Genomic DNA, 22,946 nt, shown 5'->3' on the forward strand with positions numbered 1-22,946 from the left:
TTTTATTTTTAAAGATTTATATTTCCATTTCAAACTCATCATTTTCTAATCTATCTTCTCCCTTCTCCAATGCAATATCCGTATAAAGTTTTAATCGCCAGTAGGGGATACCATTGTCACTACTAATCCAATCTTCAAAAGAAGCATGAAGTAAATCTTGTTCTAATGTTTCAAAACAAAATTCTCTCTTGGTTTCTACTGTTACATAATCATTTTTCTGTTGAAAAATCTCTAGCTGTCTTTGAAAATCAATGCTTACTTGGATCTCGTAGGTGAATTCCTCCTCTTCTATTTCTGTGTAAGCAATTGGTAATGGTTTTGAAAAATCAATGGGATCCATTTTTTCTCCGTAATTATTCAAACAAAACATATCGTAGGCAGATTGTATTCGTGTTTTCCAATTCTCTAACTGATTATCCATGACTATCCTCCTCTCTTTCTGCTTGCATTTGCTCATGCAGATGGATTTTATTTTTCATATAACGTTGAATATTTTCTTTTAGTTGTGGAAACTGCTGATCAAAGTATTGTTCAATTTGGTCCAAAATATCTGTATCATACAACATATATTCTGCCTGATGGTGGTAAACACTAGCTCCATGATTTAAGTTTGTCTCTAGCCCATTTTGAAAAACATATAATTCAAATGCACGAGCAAAAACCTCCGTTGGTGTAGTATAATAAGCGGCTTTCTTAGTCAGATAATTATTTTTATCCAGATACTGAATTTCATTATTTACTGTTTGTCTATACTGATGAACAATCGAGCGAAAATCTTCTTGCATACTTAATTGAGTATCTGTATAGAAATAGTCTAAAAAATGAGCGTACTCATGTATGAACGACTGAATGCCTACTCCATTTGGCGAATATCTATCTTCATCAAAAGTATGATTATCACGAAAATCAATAGCTATCGTCTGATTTACTGGTGCAAACAATCCTAATGCCTTATAGTTTCCCAATTTTCTTAATCTCAAAATAGGTTGAACAGCTTCTTCTGATTTTGGTAATACATGCTGCAACGCTGATAATTCCTCTTCAAACAATGGAAACAGGGATAAATCTACTTCATTATCAATTTCAACAAACCGAAAATATTGATTCAACCGAGTAGTATCCATTATTGATTGCGTCTGTTGATTGATATGTTCTTTGGTTTGCCACGCTTTGGCTCTTACTTGTTTTTCAATATCTTTTTCATAATTAGCTTGTAAAATGATATCGTAATTTTCTTCAATATAGGTTTCAATAAAGGACAGTATTTTATCTTTTCTTCTCAATCTGCTTAGCATATCTGGCTCTATAATATACTCTCGCTCATCTGTGTTCACCTTGATTGGTGCACGTGTGAGATCTAACTGATAGTTACTATCCGGATATTCTGTTAATGGTCGATGGGAAGGACAACTATCTTGCGTTGGATCAACCCAATAACGCTCATCTTCTAATCTATCAAAATTTTCAATTTGCTCATCGGTTAACTGAAAAAACGGACTATATTTAAACAAATAGGGATACTTTTTACTGCCCTTGGTACCATTCATTAAATCTTTTAAATACTCATTTAATTCATTTCTTGTAAATTCAAGTTCTTGTGCATTGAACTCTCCCATAATATCTTGATAAAGTTTGCTATAGCCTAATGCACGATTCAAGTTTCCTATGATAAATCGTACATCTAAATTTCCTATCAAGTAATACATTTCTCCGTGTTTATTTCCACTTTTATTGGTCGCATCTAAAAATAGATATCGTTGATGATAGTCCTCTTTAAATTTTACTTGAAATGAATATGCATGATCCAAAGGAAAGATTAAAGTTTTCCCCACTTGTTGTTGAATCATAGAATCTTCTAACTGTTGAATAGCATAATACTTACTTTCACTATTATTTCCATATATACTCTCTATTAAGACTTGTACTGCAGCAATTTCATCCTCTTGTTGCCAATCACGATTTTTATAAATATAATCTGCAAGTTTTCTAAACTTCCTATGCAATGAATCATCAACCTTGAATACAAGATTTGCTGTTTTATTAATTCCAAAACGTTTTTTCATTAAACTAGTATAGGTTTTCATCTAATCACACCTTATAAGAAAAATTTTATTTGCTCATCAAAATTCACTTCACCCTATCTTCTCCATAAAGTCCAGAAATCATAATATGACTTAAATTACGAATTTTATAATGAAAATCGTTAGAAGATTCTACTAATAATTCAAGCTGTTGTGTTGAAGTTAATTTTGGTTGTAAAGCTTCTCCTGTATCTGATAAATAATGATAGGAAAAAGTAACTTCCACTATCACCTTTTTCTGATGTTTATCTATTGTCTGAACATAATGTGTTTCTTTCATGTATTCAAACTGTCCATAATGCTGCGTTTCAGCATTCAACTTTTGTCTATTTACCATGTCTTTTAATTTTTCATAAAAGCCTACCGTGCAATATTCCTTTAATCTATCCAAGTTATCTCCAATTGTTGAATAAGTCGTAAATTGTTTTGAAAAATTAGTAATAAACTCATCGAATAACTTCTCATGATTTGTCGCTGTTACGCTAGATGGCTTAGACTGTATGGCTGATTCTGACTTTTTAGTAGCTACGGTGGTTTCCGTTTTATTTCCTACTTGCGCAAACAGTGCGTTTGTCACAAAATATCCCATGACACCAGATAAGAACCCCAGAAGAATACTGAAAAGAATCAATTTTCTAGTCATTTTTTTGTTCCCTCCTCTAATAGTTTCAATGGATCTAACCAAGTACCATCATTAATAAAAGCGCTACTTTGTGCTTGTAGCCAATCTTTTCTAGTAATTCCCAAATGTAAATGATTCGTATTTCTAATCCCAATCACTTGACCACTTGTCACCCTATCACCAACCTTCACCTTAGCAAGATCACTACTTGTCGCAAATTCTTGATAGACAATGGCATACTCTCCTGTATGAATCACTATTACGAGTTGTCCTAACGCTAAAATATTAGGATTACCACAATAGATAACTGTCCCATCATGTACTGCATGCACTTCTCTACCTGGATGGTCAATAGAACCAAAATCTAAACCATCATGAAATCCACCTATTCTAGAATTAGAATGTCCAAATAGCTGTTCCGATGAAAACTGCCCCCTACCAACACTTGGAAATGGCCAACTCCATTTTCCAGATGAAACAGGGGTCGTATTTGAATCTTGCCACAACAGAGACATTTGTTCAGAACCACCAAAAGTAACTAAAAATTTCTTTATAGTTGGTACCCAATATTGATTCAAGCCATACGGATCATTAGAAGCTCCTACTGGGCAATAAACCGAACCTAAACTTTCCACTGTAGTTAATTGTCTTTCTACAACTAAGTTATGTAATGTTGCGCCAGTTGCTTCAATGCCTTGATCTAGAGTGTCAAAATGAATGATTTCATTGCCTCTCATTTGACCAGATGGATTATTATGTTTTTTGATTGCAGCACTCGTTCCCCATGCTGATTCATGCGCCATAATTGCCGCAAATAATACGGGACTAACCCTAGCCTTTTTCGCTTCTTCTATAATTTTGTCCGCCTTATTAGAAAATGCGTGACATTGATTTAAGATAACCGAACGAAAAATATCGATATTAAAGTCTGCACTAGTTGCTATGGTTTGAGAAGAAAGAACCGTATGTTGATAAAATGCTGATAAAACCGTCTGAATGATCAGAAAAGGGAATATTCCCAAAAAGAAAAACAACATACTTAACGCTAACAATTTTTTCATTGCAATCCCTCTTCCCTAACTGTTATTGTCGATAATCCTTTTCTTTCTTGTAATAAATCGTTATAATCTATCGCTAACGTTTCATTCACTTGAGATACCGGTAATTCAATTTTCAGTTTCTGTTGTATAAAGCTTTCCGAAAATGCTTGTTCCTGTAAAAATCGAGTGAAGCGCTCAATAAATTTTTGTCCTCCTTCATCATTATTGACGCATAATGTAATCGTAGGTATTGTGACTGCCTCCTTTTTTTGAGTCGCTAATAACCGATTTTGAAGCATGATTTTTTTATAATGTTCAAACACAACAGATTGTTTTAATCCTCCCATTGAAAGAAAATCAATATTCTGCCTTTGCTCTTGATGAAATAAGCAGTCTTTTTTAATAGTCAAATAGCTCAATACTTCTATTGGTGCTTCAAACACTTTCAATTCTGCTGTTTGAAATCTAGGAGATAATTGAATATAAAAACCAGTATCCGGCTGATTCAATTCATGCTGCATTAGAAAGTACGGTCTATTTGGATGGATTCTCTTTTCTTCTGGAATCAATCTAGAGCCTCTTAATTCAACACCTACGACATCATGTAACTGATTGGTTTCTCTATTCAAATATTTGAAAACAATATTTTGGTGATTATCTTGTCGAATTAACCCTGCTTTGATTAACTGTTCCACTAGTTGTGCATCTAGCTGACGCTTATTTACTAAGTAATCAAAAGCAGCATTCGTATTTATATCTTCTTTTACTTCACGTTTGTAATCAAACATTGGTTTTGCCAATTTGTCTTTTTCAAATCTTTCCTCCAATAAAATCTCTGCTCCAGAAGAAAGAATATCTGTTACAGCTTCATTAAAATTAAATTGATATACTTTCAGAGCTACTGTAATACAACTATTTGTCGCATAATTCGTCACTTCTTTATTGAAATACATCACTTTTTTACGATTGTCGTACACCCAAGAAGAATGCTCTGCATGTCGATAATAATTTCCTTGTTTTAAAAAATTCTCACCTTTAGAGAGCAAATATTCTAGTATATCTGTATTTCGTGCATGATTAATTTCTTCTTTGTTAAAATATTTGATTGCCAAATGCATCATCTCCTTTCTTGACCAAACAAAAAAAGAGAAACAATTCGCTTTGTAATAGCAATTGTTTCTCTCTTATTGTTGGGAGATTTTGTATTGTAATTGACGATAGGCCCTTTCATTTTGATATGCTTGCACATCATTATCTAAAGCACGTTTTAACTGATACATAGATTTTTTTAACGCTAATCGCTCCTGCCAAATATCCCCTCCTTGTTCTCTATTCATCTGTCTATGCTTAGATCGATAATAGGAGATTTTTTGATGCAGCTCATTCAGAGGCACTTTTAATTCTGATTGGTAATCACTCTGTTCATTTGTCATGAACGCCATCTTATGTGCTAATTGACGATATTTTTTGTACAAGTTATCTTCTTCTAATCTCTTTTGTTGAATATATGCACATTCCTTTTGATTTAACCGTTTAGCTGTTTTTCCCAAAGTAAGATGGTATCGATCAAATATGTTCTCTGCTTCTCTTTTATAATCATTTTTTACTTTTAATCGTTCTGTTTCAATATACTGATGATAGGCCTCTTCGATATTTTTATTCTTTACTTTCTGAGCAGATGTAGCAATCATTTGTAGAGCTTCTGCCATATGCTTTACTTTCTCCTCTCTTCTCAAAGCAAAAACTTTTTGATTGGATAATTGATTCACTGCATAGACTCTTTGTTTTTGCTGTTGAAACTGTTCCATTAGACTTGTATCTTCTATTTTTTTCAGAATCGTATTTCCTAAGCGTTGAAAAAGTATCTCTTCTTTATACCCCCTTTCATCATTTTCACCAAATGCTTTTGTTTCCTGCTGAACGATATATTCTTGAATAGCTAAATATTGTTCATACTCACTCTGCTGATAGTTCTTTAAATAAGCTAAAATGACCGCATCTAATTCTCTTCTAAAATCAAATCCTTGTTTTTCAGCATAACCATACTTTCGATACCCTTTTTGTCTAGGTAATTTAGCAACTAATTCTAATAAGCGTTCTTCAAATTCGGTAACCAACATAGATGACTCCATCTGCCTGAGCTCTTGAATGATTTGTTTGGAAAGTTTGTCTAAAGCTATACGGTATTCCTTCAATGCAAGCAAGTGATTACTAAAAGCAGATTTCATTGCCCTTAAAGTTTTTCTACTTCTCGTTCCTTTATATTCTTCTAACCACTGTTGTTTTTCTTGATCAAAAAATTTTTTCTTCTCACGAGTAGGTTCAGGTTCAACCGTTGCAACATGGACATGAATATTATCTGTATTGTAATGAATAGAAGCTAACCAAATGCCTGAATCGGAAAGTTGTTCCTTGTCAAACATGACCTTCATACCTAAACGAACGGCTTCATGAATTTTACGTTCATTTAATTGATGCGTGTCCGGATTTAAATAACCTTGTTCAATTAACCAGTCATTGTCAAAACTAAATACGTCTTGCCACATCACACTGCCGTTTTGACTAGCAACAATAAATTGTTCTTTCAACAAAGTTATCTCATCTTCTGGAATTTGATCATAGACTTCATTAAAAAGTCGACTTGTCTTTGATGGATTCTCCATATAATGAATATAACCTTCTAATCCATTTAGTTCTTCACTATACGTATCCATCGTTCCTTGTGTATTTTTAAAAGCAGAATAATTTTCATAAAACTTATTTCGAACAGCTTCTTGTCGATCCATATAGCGAATATAACTAGCAAACACACCACTTTTTGGTCTAGCAAATTTACTCGACAAAATGATTCCTGGACTTTTACTCATTGTTGTTCCTCAAACTGCTTCATAATTTTTTGATGTATTTGTTGCTGAACATATAATTCTGCATCTACTAACACTTCAGATTTTGCTTGTGTAGTCGAGTAAAAATGTTTCATTCCTTGATACTGTAATATAGTATTTAGAATTTGATAAATAATATGAATCTTCTTTTCCAATTCACGTAACAGCGTTCGTTCCTTTTTTTCTATCTCCTCTAACTTCACTAATAATTGTTCTACCGTTTCTCTATCTTTTTCGCTATCCATAATCAGTCGATTGATAATTTCTGCTTTTGAACCATTCAATCGCTTTTGATTTTTTTCAATAATCTCCAATGACTGTTTATTCAGTCGAATGCTCAAACGTGTCATCTTTTTCCATCTCCTTCTCTAAAACAACTGCTGATTTCGTCAACAGCATTAATGCCTGCGTATTCAAATCAAGGTGCTTTAAAATATCATAGATTAATGACTTCATCCGAATTTCTAATTCAAAGCTTTCATAACTTTGATAAGATTGCTGAATATATTGTCGAATCATTTCTGCACGTGATTTTCCTTGCTGCTTACAAAACTTATCAAATTTTTTTAACGCAATTTCATCAACATCTCTTACTTTTATTGTTGCCATTCTTACTATCTCCTTTTTACTTAATCATTAACAGCCAATATCCTTTGTCTAGTTGCAAGAGCATAAGACAAAAAGGGGGGCAAAATTGCCCCCAACCCGACAGTGTCGGGCTTTTAGTGGGGGGCCGAATAACAGTCGGTTTTGTCACATTGGTGCAAGTAAACACCAGTTTGATGACTAAAAAATAAGGAAAAAACACCAATTTGATGTCATAGATCATCAATTTGATGCACGTTGGTGTCATTTGTCACCTGCTTTTTTTCGTAAATCTTCTTTTTGTAACAACAGTTTTTCTATTTTTTGTTGAACTTCTTTATTCGCAATCTCTGCTTTTTGTATTTGTCCTTTTGCTTCTTCAATACGATTCATTTTAGATAAAATAAGTTGTTCCGTTGCTTGTACTTCCGAAGTAGTTTGGTATTTCTTTTCTTTATTGAGCACTTGAATTTGTTTTTCAATCTGCGCAATTTCTGATAAGAATTTACTAATCGTTTGTTGATTTTCTTTAACAAGTTGTTGTGCTTCTTTTATGGATAGTTGGATCATTTCTAGTTGATAGTCGGTTACGCTTTTTGAAATTAATGACCGGTTTTTTGGCACTTTAGCTTTTGCCATGAATAGTTTTGATTGAACCGTCCGCTCTGTTGCTGACTGATTTTTTTGACCAAATTCTTTAAAAATATCTTCCAATGAATGAATCGTTTTGTAGGAATCAGTTGCATAGGTAATACCAATATCTATGATAATATCCTGCCATGTTTGCGGAATTTGATATAGTTGAATAACATATTCATTGCTAGACAATTGAAGTAATTTAGTTTCAATACGTTGCCTTGTTTTTAACTCTCCAGCCACAATCTCTAATTTTCCATTATTAGGTATTGATTCAGAAGCTTTTAGTAATATCTCTGCATACTGACGTTGAGGATTATAGGAACGTTTCAATTGCACGAACTGAATTTGGTCAATTTGAACTTGATTAGCAACACCAATACCTGTATCTTTTTGATAGACATTACTACCAAATAAAAACGTCGGCACAACAAAAAGGAGTAACCCAATTACTGTTAGAAACAAACATACTTTGTAAAAAAGCGACACATGTGTTTGTATAAACTCTTTTATTTTTTCCAACAATCTCGCCTCATTTCTAACAATTATCAATAGCCTCCGGTAAAAATATCACGTTCTGTTTTGGATAAATCAATCTTAATTTGATAATTTCCTTTACCACGAATCGAAAGGATTGCTTCCCCCACTTTTAAAGTTGCAGCTCTTTGTAATTCACTTTCTTTCAATGTGTCCTGGAAACATTTTTGTAATTCTACTTTACTACTAGCATCTTGCTGCATAATAAATACATACGTGGAAAGCTTCAATAATTTACGAACTTTCTCTTTAAAATTATCAGAGCTGTGTTCAGAAAATAAATCAGAAATATCGTGCGTTGCAATCCCTAAACCGCCAAAAGCTTTACGTGCTTCACGTTCATATCTATCTAATAAATCTATTGCTGATTCATTTCCTTTGCGTGTAATATTGTGAAATTCATCAAAGATAATCAATGTCCGAATCGCTTCGTTTATTTCTCTTCGGCCAATTTCAACTAAATATTTTTCTCTCATACCTCTCATCATTGCCTGATTCCAAACCATAAATAATAGATTATATAATTGTGCATTAAAGATTCGATCATCTTGGTTTAATAAGCGACTTAAATCAAACGAAACCGATAAATACTGACTAAAATCAACACTAGTAAACTGATTAAACATTAAGCCATGCGCATGTACCATTTTTAAAGTCGTTTGCTCTAGTCTATCTAAACGTTGCCTTTCTAAATCAGACAACTCATTGGATTGGTAAAGCATTTTTTGAATGAAATGTAAAAAATCTTCTGCTTTTGGATAGTCCGTTGCTTCATATTGTGTGCAACAGATTTTACTTAATCCTTTTTCTTCAAACCATTGATTCAGAAATAAATCAGCATACCTATCTACTGCATTTGCCAATTCTACATCAATTGAACCATACAAGTTTTGATAGATAACCACCAATTTATTAAGCGTGATTTTCCAACTACTCTCTTCATCAATTGAACCATCCTCATTTAAAATAGTCGCAAAAATTTGAAAAGGATTCGCCGTTCCATCCTTTCCAGAAGCATCAATAGATAATCCCCCATATTGTTTCATAAATTTTTCGTTCTCATTGTTTGCCATAAAATAAATAGTATAATTATTGGCTAAATGATTGTGACTGCCTAATTTTTTTAATGCGGAGGATTTACCTGAACCCGGTTTTCCCAATAGCACAAAATTATATGAAAGACGTTGCGTGTCCTTATGAAAAATATCAAATACAAATAAACCACCTGTATTGGTTGTTCCAAAATAAAAGCCGGTTGGATCTAGTAATTGACTATGATTTAATGGATAACTTGCCCCTAAATCAGATGCCGTTAAATGTTTGCCTGCTCGCCTCTTTTGTTTTTTCTGTTCAGTTAAACTTAAAAAAAGTGATTGATATTCTAAATCTTCCTCCCCAATAAAGAAATCAGCTTTATAGCCACGTGAAAATAATCGGTCATCAATTGCTTGTGCTTGGGCATGAATTTCTTCTTTTGTTTGCCCAAATAAAAAATATCTAATTTTAACTTCTTTTACACTTTCATTGGATGACACCATATCTTCTAATAAATTGGATAATAATTCTTCTTCAATTGCTGACTGCATTCGTATTTCAACATTCGCTCCACGATGTTTATTTCCATTTTCTTCAGAAATAGCTTTGGTTAGTTTGCTACGTACTTTTCTATCTTCCAGATGATGAATATCTACTGTAGTAATTAAATTTGGATGTCTAAATACCACTTCTCCCCATAGTAATCGCTCTTTTTTTGCATAACGATGCAAATGATAAATTCCGATATAGCCTCGTCCATTTTGAATATATTTATCGTTTTTAAAACTCAACCCACTTTCTGGCATAATCTCACTCATGAAAACTTTATCTACCTTGTGATTGGCTAAACTACAAGTCTCACTAAATACTGGAACAGGCTGGCCAAGATTATACAATTGATACATAATTTGCTTTTTGAGTACAGGGGAAATTTCATGTATCGTTAAATAACTACTATTGGTACTCAATAACTCACTCTTTCCTCTTTGAAGTTCTTCCTTTGTTTTACCAAATACTTGAACATAGACAATATCCTCTTGTAAACGGTGATGCGCTTGTTGCAGTTCCCAAATTTTGTGTTTACGCTGTAGGTCTATAAACGAGTGTAGAGGAGTATTAGATAAGCTTGCTCTTTTTTGAATATGCTGAATTTGTCCATTAGTGTCAGCAGAATACCCCATAAAAATCAGCTTTATATCGACAGTTACCCTCCTAAAAAAATCAGTAAATGCATTCAATACTAGCTGCTGCACTTCTTTTGATTCATCAATGATTGGATAGTTTTCAAACATCAAATAGTCCATATAACCTGTTTTCGTAACCACACAATCTGCTTCTAAACGAATTGGCTCCATTAACTGAAAAACTGAATTTTTCAAGCTAGAATACTGTCCTTGCTTCCGATGAAAGATTTTTCGATACTTTCCCTTTTTTTCTTTTGGTTTCTTATTGCCTACTACCAATAATTCATCTGTAATCATCTATTTTCCTCCATTCATTTTCAAAAATACCATCTGGAAAATAAGTGTGTGTGTCTTTTTTTAGACAGTCCATTAGAACACCAATATTTTTACTCTGTGGTTTAAACGGTGAAGGACTTAGCCAAAAAATTGTCATGATAAATAGAAAGAGACGAAAAAATAACCGAATTGGTTCATAAATATAATCAGCAAGATTCCCCATTCCAAAAAATAAAATCAACAGTACAACAAAAGCGTCGGTTAATTGATATCTTCCTAGTAGTTTAATTTCATTAGAAATTTTGTTTGGTCTTGTAAACATTAGCTATCTCCTTCCTTATGATTTTTTGTTTCTTTTGCTAGCTGTTTTTTCAATTCTCGATACTTTCTATAATTTTTTCCAACATTATAGGTATCTGTCTTGCGTTCCAAATAGGTTTGCTTGGTGTATCGTCGCTGATCATCCATATCAAATCCTAATACTTTATTTTTTACGTAAGGTTTCAATGGATTGTTTTGCTTAAGAGCGTCCATTTTTTCATGATTTTTGAGATTCTCAATTGGATACTTATTCCTTGATTGTTGTTGTGAATGATACTTATCTTCATCAGCATTCATCTGCTGAATATCTTCTTGCGTAACGACAAAAGGAGAACGACTAGAACGGTTTCCTTGCGCTTGAATCTCATCTAAAGCCTGAACCATATTAGGAGAACGTAATTTATCACTTTCTTGATTCAACGGATTATCTCCATTTACCTCTGAATCATTAATTGAGGAAAAAGGCATACCCTCATTAGTGTAGGTTGCATGATCTGGCTGTATAGTAGGCTGATTTTGATTCATCAATTCGTCTACCGTTTCATTCTGATTCGGTTCATTCTTATCACTGATCAACTGATTATTTTGGATATTTTCTCTATCATTTTGATATTCTTTGTCACTATTTGAGAATTGGCTAGATTCTCTCTGATTAATTCCTTGACTTTTTTCTTTATCAGAAAAATAGCCTAATCCAAATGCTCCAACCTCTCCAATTGAATTTGCTGCACTTCTTACAACCTTCCCCGTTGCTTTTGACAATGCACCACCAAATTTTGTAGAAGCAGCTAAAGCACCAATACCTAATGCCCAAGTTGAACGTAATCCGGCATCTATTCCAGTTACTCTTTGAAATCCATTCGGACCATCAATTAATGCCCAGCTTGCACCTGCAAAAGCGATTATATAGGTCCAAAAATCAAAATGAAACGCTTGGATGATTTGTACAGCGACTAAATAAATTTGAAAAAGCACAGGAATATATACAATTAATGCTAGTGAACCAATTAACTCACCAAGCAATGATTTAACCCTTTGCATCGTAGCCATATCTGCGAAGCCGGCAGTTACTAATAAAACATAATCACCAAACATTTTATTAATAATAATCGCAAACTTGAACGAAGTAATTACTAATGCAATGATAGAAATTAATTGAACAAGAATAATTTGGAGAAAATTAATATGGTTTCGATAATAATTGGCTTTAAATACATCTTTCGCTAAGTAATCTGCTAAACCACTAGGCTGAGGTATCTCAACAGCTATCTCTTTCCCTTTGGTATCGGTACTCAATTGATAACCAAAAACTTCACCATTTTTGACAGATTCTGGTGAGGTAATCTTCTCATTCACATCAATTTGACGAATTTCTTTATAATGATTGAGATGTTCATTTGGTTTTAATTGCCAGCCTTCTTCTGCAACCGCAAGTAAATCTGTCGTATTATCCAAAATAATCTGTGTACCAGGTGTTTGTCCATCATTGATTAAATCTTTAAACAGAGATTGTGACATATGAGAAAGCTGCCCAAAAACAAAAGGTAACATCAATGTCATTAGTAAAATCATATATAGATTAGTTGGAATTTCTCCTGCATTTTTTACACGATTAAAGGCCAACAATACAAAAAAGCCAACTAAAGCAAGGACTAATAATCCCCATTTAATTGGCTCAAGCTTATTCACTATTTCTTGAAAAGCTGGATTGTCAAATATATTTAATAATTGAATTAAATTGACTAAAGTTTGACTTAATCCATTTAATATATCAGTAAAACAGGTAATCAACCACATACCTATCTTCCGAAAAGCGTCTGTTAAAAAGTTGCTTTGAGACAAAAAATCCACAAATTTCTTTAGCAAAGCTAATATTTCAGCTTCCGTCATGAGATACACCTACTTTCTTATCCATAATTTGTTTGAGACCTTCACAAATATCACGATATAAAGAAATTCTAGGCACAGTTGCCAAAAATTGTTGAAGCTTTTCAATATTTTGCGTATTCAGTTTTTGTTCAAAGAGTTCATAATGAATGAAATCATTTTTATAATGGTTTCTTGCGTAGACATAAAGCACATGGATATTCTTTTTTCCTACAAATTCTATTAATCGAGTTTGATAGTTTGTATGAATAAAAAATTGATGAAAGACGTGATCCACTGTTTGAATTTCTTTTTCAAAGCCTATAAGTACTTGTTCGTAAATTTTTTGAGGAGGTACTTGTCCTAGCCACTGCTTAAGCGATAAAACATTGCTATTTTGTATCAATGCATTGAATTCTTGCCATTCACGATTTTCTTCACTTTTATAATGGTCATAGACAATATTTTTCATTTTTGTGCATAATAATTCTGATACACATTGATTCACTTTTTGTAGAGCATATTCTGTTGGAAAGAGTTTATCGAACCGTTTATCGAGAGTAGTTGTTAATTGGTTACTTATTGTAGGAATCACGCTAGTTCGTCCACCGGTTCTTTTTCCTTTTTGAATACTCTTTACCTCATCAGTCGGACTTTGGTTACTTCTACTGCTTTCACTCTCTTCTTTGTCAAAGCTATCTTCTTTAATTCCATTTCTACGATTGGCTAAACGCTTATTTTTTAAACCAATTTCTTTAACATCCAGTAGATAAAGTAAATGATCTAGTTCTATCTGACTATGTTCAGCTTCATCATATAAACTCATAACATCATCCCACGAAATTTCCCTGTAAGGTAAATACTCATATGTTGGTTTCATGATACAGGCATCTCTATTGTAGACGGGATAGGGATTAATGACCTTTCCTTTTAAATCATGTGTTTTCATACTTCGAATCACTACTGTCCGTCCAAAAGGCAACCTAGCCAATTCATCATCAGTTATTAATGCAATTCGTTCTGTACTTTCCGTAAAGGTTTTATTAGCATCAAAATGCCGTCCTTGTCTTGAAAGAGATAAATTTGCACGTAGACCTAAATCTTTTTGAATAGCTTCTCTTGTGTCCTTTGATTTAGTTTTCACACAAATGATATTCCCACAATTGGCACGAATCGTTTCAGCATCTTGCTCCCCATATTTTTTGAGCTGTTCAAAATTCTGGACCACAAAATAATGCTTGATTCCTACTTTCAATCCATCCGTCACTTTTGTCGCTTGATTCGGTATACGAACCATGTTTCCAAATTCCTCATCAATATAATTGACAACTCTAGGTAGTTTTCTTGTGGCTGTTCTTAATCCTACCTTATGTAATTCTTTAAAGGACTGGTCAATGAAATTGGCACACAAGGCGTGATTGGACTTATCTTGGTCACTGACAACAATAAAAATAGCCATTGGTTGTTTACCAAAGGCTAAATCTAAATAATTAATGGTACTAATCGCTGTTAACTTGGCATTTCCTGGTCGACGAAAAGCTTTCATTTTGGTTAATAAATGTGAAACAACATTCCCAATCGTTACCTTTGCCGGTGCAGAGGCTAATATATCCTGATAAGCGATTCGTGCAGGATGTCCTTCTGGCAATGTTAAGAAATAAACATCTAAAACTGATTTATCTTTATATTTCTGGAAAAGGCGCTTACGTTCTATTAAACTTTTTTCTATTCGTTTCAAACATTCATGATTTTCATTGTCAATTCTATTGGCATTCATTTCAGCAATTAAATTCAGCACAGTATAAATGGTAATGTACTTTGTTTGTTGAATGAGTAGACTCTCTTCAATTAAGGCAATTGTTGCTGCTGTAAATAAAGCAGAAGCACAATCTTGCCAAAATGGTTCTCTTGCATTTTCATCATCAAAATAGCTAAAACATAAAGTAGCCATTTCTGCCAACGCTTGGTCTAATCCATGATTCCGTATATTTTCTGTATCTCCTAATAAATATTGTCTGTAATAATAGGTTACTAAGTTCAATGGATTGATTGAATCAGAATAGTAGGTATCAATCAAATTGAACAATTTGACAATATATCCTCTTTCTTCAAGCAATAGTTTCCATTTTAAATATAACTCCATTGAAGGATCATGAATAATCATTGATTGTTTTTTATCCATATGATTCGTGCGACTTAATCCATCAATTGCTTTTTCAATACCAAATATCCCCTTACCTGAACGAGTTTCACCAACTAACAAACTATTAGTCATCTCAGTTGAAAGATATTCTCTAGAATGACCAGTTAATTTTTCCTTGAGTGTACGTTTCGCTGTACCAATAACAATACCTGATGAACCATTAAATGTATCCAAACAATCTGTGGGCATTACTTCATATTGTTGATCAAGCTCATGTGTTAGCGACCATCTACTAGTAGCATCAGTTAAATATTCTTCAATCGGTTTATACGATTGTCGCCAAATATAAAAGCGAATACTAACGAACAACATTAAGATGAAATATAGTATCCAATAAACTTTGGCAGATACAAAGGTGCTATTTGTAAAATATGAAAAAGAAAACCAGTTAATACTTGAGGTGAAATTGCCAGTCAAAATTTGTTGAAAGTAATGTAGTACCTGTTCAAAAATATGAATCAGATAATTTAGTAATCCATATACTACGATAAAGCTTACCAACCATAAAGGAAGTAAAAACCTTCGTAATCCTAAATATCTACTCCATTGTTTGAAATTAGCTTTATCTGGATCTCGCCAAGTTTCTAAGTGCAATCGACTATTTTGAAACCATGCAATCACCTTGTCTATTTTTTTAAGTATCGGTTGATAATCATGTAAAATTTTCTCATTCATTCAATCCCTTCTTTCATCAATTGTCTGATTGCATTATCTGCATCATTTGTAGTGGCATTTTAGAATGTCCATCTTCTTCCTCTTTTACTTGCTCCACTTCTTCTTGTAATTCTTTTGCTGCTTCCTCTACCACCAAAGTAGCGAATTGGGCATATTCTTTACTCATCAAATGAGCAGTATCTCCTTCTTCAATAGAATGAATCCAATCATGCAATTCCTGTTGCCAGTAGTTGATTTTTTGTTCGTTGAGTATCTCTTGATAGGATTCAATACGGTACTGTATTTTTTCTTCCTTTGATAATCGGTTATCAAATTCTTTTAATTGTTTCAGTTCTGAAGGAAGAATGTTTAAATGGAGTAAACATTTTTTATAAATTTCTTTGATACTCAGGCGTTCTTTTTTTAATTGAATGACATTCATATTCTTTCTACCTCCTTATCTGTTTCAATTTGTTGCTTCCATTCTTCAAAGGAATCAGTCATATCACACTGAGCCATAAATTTTTTTAATTGATGTTCATTGTCTATACAATTCAGTAATGCTACAACCTCGTCACATATATCAAAATAATCATGCCAATTTTCTCCATAGCAAAGTATCCCTAGTGATTGACAATCATATTCTTGATTGTAATGATAGACATGTAAAGACCAAATCTCCTGACTAGAAGTATGCTCTAACATATTTGAATCATCTACTCTCAGTTCTAAATGAACATCTTCAGTTATCGGATAGTAGTGAACATACCCTTGATGTTCTCGCCATTCTAGTAAACTCTCATCACTTAGTTCTTCATTGATTCGCTTTGCTAGTTGTTGTTGTAAAATCTGTTTCATATAATGCTCTCCTTAAAAAATAAATAACTAAAAAGAAAAATCTATTTTTAGAAATTCCTTTTTAGTTATATTCAAGCTATTCTACTGTCATTCTTCCACACATAAATCCATCATCTGCACCACTGCGTCACAAACCTCATCATAGCTAATAGCGGCAGCATACTCGAAATCTTTCTGATATGTTTTCCACTGCTTAACCATCACATCACTCTTTCTGACAACATCAATAATATTCCGATAATTTTTCAAAACTTCTGTTGAGCCACGTTTCTTGGATGTTGCATCAAGTGCCGCTTTCAAAGACTCTATTTCGATATTTTTATACTGAAGTTTGGAAAGAATATAAACATCGTAATAATCTCTCATTCTAGTATTCTGATCACCTCTCGAAACAATAGTCTCCAATTTTTCTGCCAAAATCGTTTCCAGATTATAAGCAAGTACGGAGATTTCTCTATCTTCCAATAGCAGCTTAAATCTATATACAATCTCTCTTGGTGTAATCTTATCTCCTGTTGTAATGTCCAACTTTAACGGAACTGCCATAGGGGGAAAATTTGCTGATAATGAAATACGATAACCTGTATACTCATCTTTTTCTCGAATCTCACTTAATTTCTTAAATTCAAATGTTACATCGTCCTGCAAATCAATATTGCAGATATCGAGAAACATCTTCTTGATACTTTCTTCATTTACTGGCCAATCCTTAACCGTGACATCCATATCCTTTGTAGCACGAGTGTCCAATCCAACCATTGCAGCAATCAGGAAACCTCCTTTTAATATGAAAGTTTGCTGATAGTTTGAAACAGAGATTCTCTCAAGCAGTCTTTCCAACATAAAATTCTGCATCACCAGCTGTGCTGAGATGTGTTTGTCTTTTGTTATTTTTTTATCACAGCCTTCAACTGCATTGCATTTTTCATATCAATACCTCCAGATATCTTCTCACCTTTTCTTCAATATGAAACTTCTTCGCATACTCTGACAAAAGAGGAATATTCTTGTCTCTTCTAGCTACATATTGCTTAAATGCTTCTGTAATAACTCCCGTATCAACACCACTTCGTTTACGCAAAATATCGCACAATGTTCGTTCCATATTATAGACTGAGATTATGTGTCCTCCAGGTGATTTCATTTGAATAATTCCTTCTCCGTACCATTCCAATTTTACTCTGGAGCAATTTACCCCTTCGTTTTTTACATTTGTTAAATTATAATTGTGAGGAAATGTCATATCATATCGATTGGGTGTTCTGTCTGTTAAATCCCATAAAAAAAGTGCCGTTTCATTTGAAAAAATACCTTTTTTGAACCTTGCCTGTAAATTCACAAATTCATCTTCCCATACTTCTGGCAGAATATATACTCCTCTTGCTGTTTTTTCCAACTTGCCATCGTCCACAAGTTTTTTCAAATTTCCGCGCAATATTCCTTTTTCAGAAAGAGCAGATGCTGTTACAACACCGTTATTCCTTTTTGCAATCTCCATGATTTTATCTGATATACTCATTCCATCACCTTCTTAACAAAATTGACTTTCACGCCCTTTATTTTAATTATTAAGGGCGTAAAAGTCAATGCACTTTTATGAATACTTAGTAAAAAATCTCTCTGAATAGATTAATACTCATAGAAGTCTTTCATTATTTTTATAAAAGCTGCTTTCAAATAAACCACTACAATCTTATCTATGGAATGAACTTATCGAAATAGTATACTTTTTTCAAAAAAAATGTCTTTTTTAATGTTTCCTCTTCTGCCAAAAAAATAGTAACTCCCATTTTAAAATACTTATACCTTTCAGCCTATCTTATTTAACAGAAGTATCGTCCTCCTTTAAAATATCCATTTGCTCTCCTAAAGACCACTCCGATTGAGAAAGTTGCAATTTGGACGCTTCATTTGTTACCTTCACATTCAAGCGATACTGCTCAGCTTGCAATCCTTGTTTATCCGCCACAGAATAGGTTACCGTATATTGCCCTACCTTCTCTGAATCGAAATCTGTCTCATATTGGATAGAGTTCGATATATCTCCATCTTCTTCATCTTTTGCTTCAACTAAATTTTTAAAATCAATGCTTGAGTGAATAGGAACTTCTAAATCATTGCTCGTTAACTTAGGAAGCAAATGAGGGCGCATATTATAATAAACATAAAGAGTGGTACTAAATATTTGACCCTCATCATTATTAGCTTCAATCGTTAACTGATTTTCTCCGGAATGCCATTCATATGGATTCACCTTTAAGTGGTAGTTACTTCCTACATTCGGAACCATTTCTACATAATCCAAAGGGTTAAATTTTTCTCCTTCATTGATAAATATTGAATTAGTCACCGTGCGTAATATTGGGGCCTCACTAATGGAAGTAGGATAAATCGGTTGTATCTCATAAGTTTCTGTTAGCTCCATTTCTGATGTAGGTACAATCAAAAAAGGTTCATGGATTGATGCTGTTTCTTCCGTAGACACAGGAATCAATACATTATTTTCCGTTTTTTGTTTATTCGTATCCAACGATGTCATTTCTTCGCTATTTATTGATTGATTATTCTCTTGATTTTTGGGTGCTACATTTTCTTTCAAATGATTAGCTATTGTACGTAGTTCATCAACATCCCTATTTTCAACCATAGAAAAAGTAGAAGATTGGGTGGGCACTTGTGGCGTATCCTTTTCATACCAAGATAAAATTTTTTGAAATTGTTGCTCAGTTGAAGTTTCAGATTCATCCTGTTTTTTACTCATTTCAATCTCACTCGGTGAAGAAGAAGACTTATTTTTATCAGCAGGTTCTACCCTTTTCTTTTTTGATTTAGCCGGTTTCACTTTATCAACAATAGTTTCTCTTTTGGGCTTATGCAATTGCTGGAATGTCTCGTAAGTCAAACCACCTACTGCAAAGAGACATACAAAACCAACGACAAATTGGGAAAAAATTTTTTTATTTGTCCATTTCATGTAAATACTCCTTTCCAATCGCTGCTAATTGTTGTTTCCATAAATTCATATTTGTATTATCTTTCTTTTCTTCATAATAATTGATCATTTCCTGACATATCTTAGCTGCATTGATCCATTCATGTAATGCTGCATCATTTACTTTTGCTTGAATTTGCTCTGCTTGTTGAATCTGCCCATTTTGTAATTGATAAATTGCTCGTCTAACCCAACCTTTCTGAATTTCTTTATTAAGTGATTTACTAGAAAGATGTTTTGCTACAATTTCTGCTTCCTCCATTCGATCTAGCCGAATATAAGCAAAGGCTAATTTAATTTGCCTTGATGTATCTAATTCAATAGAACGAAAACTGATAACCTTTTGCCAATTTTTTTGATAAAATGCTAAATCAAAATCACCTTGTATCGTTGGATATTTTTTCTGAAGCTTTTTCAAATTTTCAACATCCTGATTTTCTGAGATAAGCCATTCAATTTGTTCTAATTTATCAGGATACAACGACGCAGCTTGTAGATACGCATTCTTTTTTAGCAACTCCTGGTAACTAGGTTTTCCTTCATTCGCATTCCTGTTGATGACAAAATAGCTTGCGTAGCCTATCAAAAATACAACAACGAAGCACAAAGCAGAAATACAATAGCTCTTTTTTAGATGAATTATATTTTTTTGCCAACTAAATTTGTTTTTTTTAGCATGATTGAGCCTTTTCAATTCATCAAAAAAACTGCGATCTAACTGTTTTAAAAATCTCCTCCCTTTACGTGGAGAAATGGCTTGATTTTCAATTGCTTGTTCAAGCTTATCAATCAAAGTGTAGTGTGCGCCAATTTGTCCAACACCACGGTAAATTCCCTCATAAAGTATCTTTTTTCCTTTTTTTATTTGATAGGTAATCGATTGATTGTCTGTTAGTTGTTTTGTCCACTCATCAAAAGCTGGATAAGACATAGATTCTTCAGGTAATGCAGATACATTACCTGAAAGAATTTTTACACGAATCATAAGACCACACCCTATTTTATTGTCCTAAACTTTGTAACCATGCAACAATTTGAGAGACCAATGTAATGCCGATTACACTAATTCCTACCCGCCACATTACTTTTTTAGCTGCTTGAGAAATTTCTACACTTGGTAGCATATTGGCTAGTAATGCTCCACCAAAAATAGCAATTGCTACTGCGCCGCTTACATTCCGAACAAATTCAGCAATATTATTAGAAGATTGTGTCACCGATTCTTTAATATCTGCAAAAACAGGAATTGGTAGCAAAAGAATCGTTAACATAAAAAAACTAATCATTATATATTTTATTTTCTTCTTTTGTATTTGATGGAAAAATTTGTTCATTCGTCCCTCTCTCCTTCTTTTCGACATTTTTATACTTATTGAGTGCTTTCATAATAAAACTAATATTCTCTGAAACAATCTCATTATGAAATTTATCCAATTCCTCATCATAGTCTTTCCCTAGAACGGTTAATATTTGTTCTGCCAATGCTCTTGTTTCACGCTGTTTTGCATTAAGTGCCATGCTCTTTCAACTCCTCTACTTCTATTTTTTCATCTTTGCTATTTGATTGTTGTAAGGCTGTATCCTCCAAAAAATAAACTTGCTTTAAAAACTCATATTCTCTAAAATCATTCTGCGAAGGCAGTTGACTCATTCCTATACCTGTTTTTAGCTGGATGGTATCTAAAAACAGATGCCAATGACTATTTTCATCTAAAGAATTTTTTACAACTGGAAAGACAACAGAATATTCATTCCATCGAGCAATATACTGGGTATTTTCAAATTGATAATTTGCATTATCTAAAAAGTAATAATATAACTCTTCTGAATCATCCTTATACGTCTGATACTGTATCTTGGAATCAGGATAATGTACTTCAAAATGAGTCTCATCAAACGTAATCGATACCTCATCTAGAATATTTCCTTTCAAAATAGTCGGTGGAAGTCCAGAATAATTGTCATAGAGCCAGCAACAGGTTAAATCATTCGCTATTTCAATATAATCTTGTTCTACATTATCTATACACATGACAATAGAAAAACTACTACTTATCCAATTTAAAGGTGCAAGATAAGTACCATCATTCGTCATAACATTATCTACTCCAACATATATTTCTGAATTCTCAGGTTGAAAATAGAATTGATTATTAGTACAAATTTCTATAATTTTCCTTAATGAATAACTATTCATCTGAGCAACCCCTCCCTACTAAAAAGGAAACTATCAGACCACCAAAGAAAATTGCGACAACATATTGTGTTTGGATTGTGTATAGTTGGAAACAACGAATACATAAATTTTGAAATAAAGAATGCTTCGATAATTTAAATTGGGCAGAAGTTTCTTTATTTTTTTGATCAGACAATATTGTCCTGTTGGTAGATACCTTATCTTCAGCTGATTGATATTGTTGTGCATTTACCACAATTCCTAAATTTCGAATAATTTCTTGGTCCTCCATTTCAACTGGTATCATTCTTTTTAATGTAGCTTGTACCACCAACCGATTATCTGTATTTATCCCTCCTTCACACCTAATTAAAGTTAAAATAGAGGCTGTTGATGTATCTAAATACTCGCTTTGATATTTAGATACCACTTGATTAAATGTCGAAATATACTCATAAACATTCACAAAATCAGTTAAATAAATTCTTTCGTTTAACCCAAGCAAGTTGATTCTATTGAAGGCTCCTCCTCCCTCTACTAAATTATGTGCAAGTAAAATATAGTTTCCTTCTCCCATTTTCTGACTTTCTCTGTAAGTACCTGCAGCAACCGTCAAATTTGCATTCTCCATACCAGCTAAAATTGGTGTATAGATATTTAGAGAAGGAATATACAAGCTCCCTATACCAAAATCATGAAAAAGCTCTTGTTCATTTAACTTTGCCTGAACCCATTCCTTTGGCTCAACTGATTGTACTTGATCTGAATCAAAATTAGCCGTTTTTTTAGGCAAAATCGCTTGGTTATGAACTGTTTGAGTAAAATACGAAGGTGTTTTTAATATAAAATAACCATTGATTGCTAATACACCACCTATTAGAAAAAGAAAGAACCACAAAACGGGAATTTGTTTTATCAAAAATTTCATACAATTTCCCTCCCCATAGTAAAAAGGGAGTAGCTAAATTTTTTAGTTACTCCCTCTAACTTGATAT

At 33.1% G+C, this 22,946-nt stretch carries 23 protein-coding genes; all 23 read right to left on the reverse strand.

Features of this window, described 5'->3' with window-relative positions; genetic code table 11:
* Positions 1-16: 16 nt before the first annotated feature.
* The 23 genes from RK02_RS03090 to RK02_RS03200 all read right to left on the reverse strand — a co-directional run bounded on the left by RK02_RS03090 (position 17) and on the right by RK02_RS03200 (position 22,879).
* Complete coding sequence (locus RK02_RS03090; protein WP_016182786.1) at positions 17-421, reverse strand: hypothetical protein; 405 nt, start codon at positions 419-421, stop codon at positions 17-19.
* Positions 414-2,084: an LPD1 domain-containing protein gene (locus tag RK02_RS03095; protein WP_016182787.1), complete on the reverse strand. Its 1,671-nt coding sequence runs from the start codon at positions 2,082-2,084 to the stop codon at positions 414-416. The genes RK02_RS03090 and RK02_RS03095 overlap by 8 nt, the downstream gene beginning before the upstream one ends.
* A gap of 43 nt (positions 2,085-2,127) precedes the next feature.
* Positions 2,128-2,724, reverse strand: a complete 597-nt coding sequence (locus tag RK02_RS03100) for a hypothetical protein (protein WP_016182788.1) — start codon at positions 2,722-2,724, stop codon at positions 2,128-2,130.
* The gene (locus tag RK02_RS03105; protein WP_016182789.1) at positions 2,721-3,764 is read right to left on the reverse strand and encodes a peptidoglycan DD-metalloendopeptidase family protein; all 1,044 of its coding nucleotides are present in this window, start codon (positions 3,762-3,764) and stop codon (positions 2,721-2,723) included. Before RK02_RS03105 ends, RK02_RS03100 begins: the two co-directional genes overlap by 4 nt.
* Complete coding sequence (locus tag RK02_RS03110; RefSeq protein WP_016182790.1) at positions 3,761-4,855, reverse strand: DUF3991 domain-containing protein; 1,095 nt, start codon at positions 4,853-4,855, stop codon at positions 3,761-3,763. The genes RK02_RS03105 and RK02_RS03110 overlap by 4 nt, the downstream gene beginning before the upstream one ends.
* Before the next feature lie 72 nt (positions 4,856-4,927).
* Positions 4,928-6,610, reverse strand: coding sequence for a MobP2 family relaxase (gene mobP2 / locus RK02_RS03115; protein WP_016182791.1), 1,683 nt, complete (start codon positions 6,608-6,610; stop codon positions 4,928-4,930).
* A complete protein-coding gene (locus tag RK02_RS03120; protein WP_016182792.1) occupies positions 6,607-6,978 on the reverse strand; it encodes a hypothetical protein in 372 nt (123 codons plus the stop codon). Before RK02_RS03120 ends, mobP2 begins: the two co-directional genes overlap by 4 nt.
* Complete coding sequence (locus RK02_RS03125) at positions 6,950-7,237, reverse strand: ribbon-helix-helix protein, CopG family (RefSeq protein WP_016182793.1); 288 nt, start codon at positions 7,235-7,237, stop codon at positions 6,950-6,952. The genes RK02_RS03120 and RK02_RS03125 overlap by 29 nt, the downstream gene beginning before the upstream one ends.
* Positions 7,238-7,477: 240 nt before the next feature.
* Positions 7,478-8,371, reverse strand: coding sequence for a hypothetical protein (locus RK02_RS03130; protein WP_016182794.1), 894 nt, complete (start codon positions 8,369-8,371; stop codon positions 7,478-7,480).
* Between the two features lie 26 nt (positions 8,372-8,397).
* Complete coding sequence (locus RK02_RS03135; protein WP_016182795.1) at positions 8,398-10,902, reverse strand: ATP-binding protein; 2,505 nt, start codon at positions 10,900-10,902, stop codon at positions 8,398-8,400.
* Positions 10,889-11,203 carry a DUF5592 family protein gene (locus RK02_RS03140; RefSeq protein WP_016182796.1) on the reverse strand — a complete coding sequence of 105 codons (315 nt, stop codon included), beginning with the start codon at positions 11,201-11,203 and terminating at the stop codon, positions 10,889-10,891. Before RK02_RS03140 ends, RK02_RS03135 begins: the two co-directional genes overlap by 14 nt.
* Complete coding sequence (locus RK02_RS03145) at positions 11,203-13,092, reverse strand: pLS20_p028 family conjugation system transmembrane protein (RefSeq protein WP_016182797.1); 1,890 nt, start codon at positions 13,090-13,092, stop codon at positions 11,203-11,205. Before RK02_RS03145 ends, RK02_RS03140 begins: the two co-directional genes overlap by 1 nt.
* Positions 13,079-15,946, reverse strand: coding sequence for a type IV secretory system conjugative DNA transfer family protein (locus RK02_RS03150; protein WP_016182798.1), 2,868 nt, complete (start codon positions 15,944-15,946; stop codon positions 13,079-13,081). The genes RK02_RS03145 and RK02_RS03150 overlap by 14 nt, the downstream gene beginning before the upstream one ends.
* 16 nt (positions 15,947-15,962) lie before the next feature.
* Positions 15,963-16,367: a hypothetical protein gene (locus RK02_RS03155; RefSeq protein WP_016182799.1), complete on the reverse strand. Its 405-nt coding sequence runs from the start codon at positions 16,365-16,367 to the stop codon at positions 15,963-15,965.
* Positions 16,364-16,783 carry a hypothetical protein gene (locus RK02_RS03160; protein WP_016182800.1) on the reverse strand — a complete coding sequence of 140 codons (420 nt, stop codon included), beginning with the start codon at positions 16,781-16,783 and terminating at the stop codon, positions 16,364-16,366. Before RK02_RS03160 ends, RK02_RS03155 begins: the two co-directional genes overlap by 4 nt.
* An 87-nt stretch (positions 16,784-16,870) precedes the next feature.
* Positions 16,871-17,626 carry a nucleotidyl transferase AbiEii/AbiGii toxin family protein gene (locus RK02_RS03165; RefSeq protein ID WP_018451698.1) on the reverse strand — a complete coding sequence of 252 codons (756 nt, stop codon included), beginning with the start codon at positions 17,624-17,626 and terminating at the stop codon, positions 16,871-16,873.
* Positions 17,627-17,708: 82 nt separating this feature from the next.
* A complete protein-coding gene (locus RK02_RS03170; RefSeq protein ID WP_016182802.1) occupies positions 17,709-18,302 on the reverse strand; it encodes a type IV toxin-antitoxin system AbiEi family antitoxin domain-containing protein in 594 nt (197 codons plus the stop codon).
* Between the two features lie 300 nt (positions 18,303-18,602).
* Positions 18,603-19,757 carry an immunoglobulin-like domain-containing protein gene (locus tag RK02_RS03175; RefSeq protein WP_016182803.1) on the reverse strand — a complete coding sequence of 385 codons (1,155 nt, stop codon included), beginning with the start codon at positions 19,755-19,757 and terminating at the stop codon, positions 18,603-18,605.
* Positions 19,741-20,760 (reverse strand): hypothetical protein, encoded by a 1,020-nt coding sequence (locus RK02_RS03180; RefSeq protein WP_016182804.1) that lies wholly within the window; start codon positions 20,758-20,760, stop codon positions 19,741-19,743. Before RK02_RS03180 ends, RK02_RS03175 begins: the two co-directional genes overlap by 17 nt.
* A gap of 16 nt (positions 20,761-20,776) precedes the next feature.
* Positions 20,777-21,061, reverse strand: coding sequence for a hypothetical protein (locus RK02_RS03185; RefSeq protein WP_018451699.1), 285 nt, complete (start codon positions 21,059-21,061; stop codon positions 20,777-20,779).
* On the reverse strand, positions 21,054-21,293 hold the full coding sequence (locus tag RK02_RS03190; RefSeq protein ID WP_016182806.1) for a hypothetical protein: 240 nt from the start codon (positions 21,291-21,293) through the stop codon (positions 21,054-21,056). The genes RK02_RS03185 and RK02_RS03190 overlap by 8 nt, the downstream gene beginning before the upstream one ends.
* Positions 21,283-21,972, reverse strand: a complete 690-nt coding sequence (locus RK02_RS03195) for a hypothetical protein (protein ID WP_016182807.1) — start codon at positions 21,970-21,972, stop codon at positions 21,283-21,285. Before RK02_RS03195 ends, RK02_RS03190 begins: the two co-directional genes overlap by 11 nt.
* Positions 21,965-22,879 (reverse strand): class A sortase, encoded by a 915-nt coding sequence (locus RK02_RS03200; protein ID WP_016182808.1) that lies wholly within the window; start codon positions 22,877-22,879, stop codon positions 21,965-21,967. The genes RK02_RS03195 and RK02_RS03200 overlap by 8 nt, the downstream gene beginning before the upstream one ends.
* Positions 22,880-22,946: the final 67 nt, after the last annotated feature.

Origin of the sequence: Enterococcus columbae DSM 7374 = ATCC 51263 (assembly GCF_000406925.1) — a bacterium.
Lineage (GTDB): Bacteria > Bacillota > Bacilli > Lactobacillales > Enterococcaceae > Enterococcus_E > Enterococcus_E columbae.